The following is a 3,059-nucleotide window of genomic DNA, read 5'->3' on the forward strand; positions in this document are numbered from 1 at the left end:
GCCCCAGCACCACCACCCAAGCCCGGTGCGCGAGCGCGAAGCCCAGCGCCCGCTGGTAGCCCCGGGTCAAGCCGTTCAGGCAGGCTTCGATGAAGTTGTAGACCCGGCCGTGCGAGCTCTGGTGGCGCAGCATCAGCGAACACATCATCGGGGTAAGTGTCAGGGCGACGAAGCCGGACACCAGCACGGCGCCTGCCAGGGCGAGCGCAAACTCGATGAACAGCCGGCCGGTGCGTCCCGTGGCAAACGCGAGCGGCGCGTACACCGTGACCAGGGTCAAGGTCATCGCCACCACGGCGAAACCGATCTCGCGCGACCCGAGCAGCGCTGCCTGCAAGCGCGACTTGCCTTCCTCGATGTGGCGGTAGATGTTCTCCAGCACCACGATGGCGTCGTCCACCACCAAGCCGATTGCCAACACCATGGCCAGCAGCGTCAGCGTGTTGACGGAAAAGCCGAAGGCGTACATCAGCGTACAGGCGCCGATCAGCGACACCGGGATGGTGACGATGGGAATGACGCTGGCCCGCAGGTTGCGCAGGAACAGGAAGATGACCAGCACGACCAGGATGATGGCCTCGACGATCGTCCGGAATACCGACTCGATGGATTTCTCGATGAACACCGAGGTATCGTAGGCCATGTTCAACTTCATGCCGTACGGCAGCGTGGCATTCAGCTCTTCCATCTCGGCCCGCACCGCCTTGGACAAATCCAGCGGGTTGGCCGTGGACTGCTTGATAATCCCGATGTTGAGCGCCGGCTTGCCGTTGAAGCGGGAGGTGACACGCTCGTCCACTGGTCCCAGCCCGACGGTGGCGACATCGCGGATGCGCACGTTGTAGCCGCCCACGTTGGCGATGATGACGTCCTCGAACTGCTCCTTGGTGCGCAAGTTGGTCGCGGCGACGACGGAGAACTCCCGCGACCGTGATTCGATGCGTCCGGATGGGATTTCCACGTTCTGCTTGCGCAGTGCATCTTCGACGTCTTGCACGGTGAGCCGGTAGGCCGCCAGCTTGGAGCGGTCGACGTTGATGCGCATGGCGGGCAGCCGCTCGCCGAACACGCGCACCTCGGCCGCGCCCGGGAGCACCGAAAGCCGCGGCTTGATGAAGCGGTTGATGTAGTCGGACGCTTCCATCGGCGAAAGCGAACCCGATTCCACGGCAAGGAAGATGACGGGCTGCGAGTCAGCCTCGACCTTGGCGATGATGGGTTCGTCGATTTCGTCGGGCAGCCTGCCGCGCACGCGCGCCACCTTGTCCCGCACGTCTGCCGCGGCGGCATCGGGCGATATCGTGAGCCGGAAGCGCACGTTGATGTTGCTGCGTTCCGAACGGCTGGTGGAGGTCATGACCTCCACGCCCTCGATGCCCGAGAGCGAATCTTCGAGCGGCTTGGTGACCTGGGACTCGATGACCTCGGCGGAGGCGCCCTTGTACACGGTGCTGACGGAGATGACCGGCTCGTCGATCTGCGGATATTCGCGCACCGCGAGGCGCGAATACGAGATCAAGCCCACGAGCACGATCAGCAGCGACAGGACCGAGGCGAAAACCGGACGCTTGATGCAGACTTCGGACAGGACCATGATGCTGCCGCCTCGAACTCAGAGAGCAGATGCCGCGGTACCGAGCACCTTCACGGCCGCCCCGTCGCGCAACTTCTGGGTGCCGGCCACGACGATCACATCGCCCTCGGCCAGACCGGACGTGATTTCCGCGTAGGCGTCGCGCCGCTGCCCCACTTCCACCTGTACACGCTCGGCGCGTCCTTCCTTCACCCTGAAGACGAACAAATCGTCCCCGACCGGCACCAGCGCCGCTTCAGGCACGGCCAACGCGTACGTCGGCTTGTCGAGCAGCAGCCGCACGCGCGCGAACATGCCGGGGCGCAGCTGCCCGCCGGGGTTCTTGACCTGGGCCCGCATGACGATGGAGCGCCCCGCCGGGTCGATCTGTGGGCTGATGGCATAGACGGTGCCGGTAAACGTCTTGTCGGGGATGGCGTCGAGCGCGATCTCCAGGGTCTGCCCGGTGCGAATTTGGGGCAGGTAGATTTCGGGGATGCGGAAATCGACCTTGAGCGGATCGATGGCCTCCACCGCCACCAGGTCCTGCCCGACGCCGACGTAGTCGCCGATAGAAACGTTGCGCAATCCGACCACGCCGTCGAACGGCGCGCGGATCTCGTTTTTGTCCAGGCGGACTTGCGCCAGCACCATCGCGGCTTGCTGCACCTTCATGGCGTGGTCGGCTTCGTCCTTGGCCTGCTTGCTGATGAATCCCTTTTGCTGCAACTCGACGGCACGGTCGTAATTGCTCTTGGCTAGCGTGTAATTGGCCCGCGCCTGTTCGAACTCGGCGCGAGGCACGGAGTCGTCCAGCTTCACTAGCACCTGCCCTTTGCGTACCTGCTGCCCTTCCTTGAACAGGATCTGGCTGATGCGGCCTGCCACTTCCGGCCGCAGGGTGACGGATTCGTCAGACCGAAGGCTGCCCACCGCCGTGATGCCCCGCTCGAAGGGCCGCTGGACCACCTTCTGGACCTCCACGACCACGGCCGGCGACGCTTTAGCGCTGTCGGACTTGGCGGGCGCAGCGGCGCCAGGCGCCCCCGCAGGTCCGCCATCGGCCAAAAAGCGCGGGGACAAATAGCCAATCCCGGCCCCGACGACCAGGGCAAGGACAGCGACGAACGGAGCGGAAATCTTCATGCTGACCTGCAGACAATGGACAACGAGGCGTATCGCGCACTGTAACATCGGACCAGGGCGCTTGCGGCTATGCCGCGCCTGCCAATCAAAGAAAAAATCAGGGAAATGGCGGGTTTCTCCCACAACTCGCGCCGCCGGTCGCCGGCCCCTCGGGTAGACCCTTAATCCGCCCGGCGGAGTTCCCGGAAAACGACGCCAAGGAGCGAGGCCCGGACCGCCCGCCCGGCGACGGTCCACCCCTAGTACAAACCCGACTATTCCAACGCGCCCAACGCGCGCAGTACCCGTTCCGGGGTCAACGGCAGGCAGTAGACACGCCGGCGCCCGGCGGCGGCCAACG

General features: G+C 64.9%; 2 protein-coding genes. Both read right to left on the minus strand.

What is annotated here, in order from left to right; all coding sequences use genetic code 11:
* On the minus strand, positions 1-1,594 hold a 1,594-nt coding region (locus IRZ12_RS16820), incomplete at its 3' end, for an efflux RND transporter permease subunit (protein ID WP_296471004.1).
* 18 nt (positions 1,595-1,612) lie between these two features.
* Positions 1,613-2,719: an efflux RND transporter periplasmic adaptor subunit gene (locus IRZ12_RS16825; protein ID WP_296471007.1), complete on the minus strand. Its 1,107-nt coding sequence runs from the start codon at positions 2,717-2,719 to the stop codon at positions 1,613-1,615.
* Positions 2,720-3,059: the final 340 nt, after the last annotated feature.

This window comes from Pigmentiphaga sp., from assembly GCF_019689535.1.
Lineage (GTDB): Bacteria > Pseudomonadota > Gammaproteobacteria > Burkholderiales > Burkholderiaceae_B > Pigmentiphaga.